The sequence below is a fragment of the Ornithinibacillus bavariensis genome, assembly GCF_018333235.1.
In the GTDB taxonomy this organism is placed as follows: domain Bacteria; phylum Bacillota; class Bacilli; order Bacillales; family Amphibacillaceae; genus Ornithinibacillus; species Ornithinibacillus bavariensis.
The window spans coordinates 1-255 of sequence record NZ_BORP01000027.1; the positions used below are offsets into that span (position 1 = coordinate 1).

At 36.9% G+C, this 255-nt stretch carries 1 protein-coding gene; it reads left to right on the forward strand.

Features of this window, described 5'->3' with window-relative positions; all coding sequences use genetic code 11:
• On the forward strand, positions 1-255 hold a 255-nt coding region (locus KI338_RS17615), incomplete at both ends, for a transposase (RefSeq protein ID WP_212922315.1).

Below are 255 nucleotides of genomic sequence, written 5' to 3' on the forward strand. Positions count from 1 at the left end.
TCCGATATCACTCTAAACGAACCGACAAATACGGTTTTACACGTTCATTTAAGGTATATGAATGCGAGGACTGTTCTGGATGTCCATTACGTTCTTTATGTACCAAGGCGAAAGCCGAAAGTAATCGAAAAATCTTCTATAATGAGAAATGGGAACAACAAAAAGAATATATAAAAGAGCAGCTTTCGAAAAAAGAAACTGGTGAGATCTATGGGAAACGTAAAATTGATGTGGAACCAGTCTTCGGATTTCTGA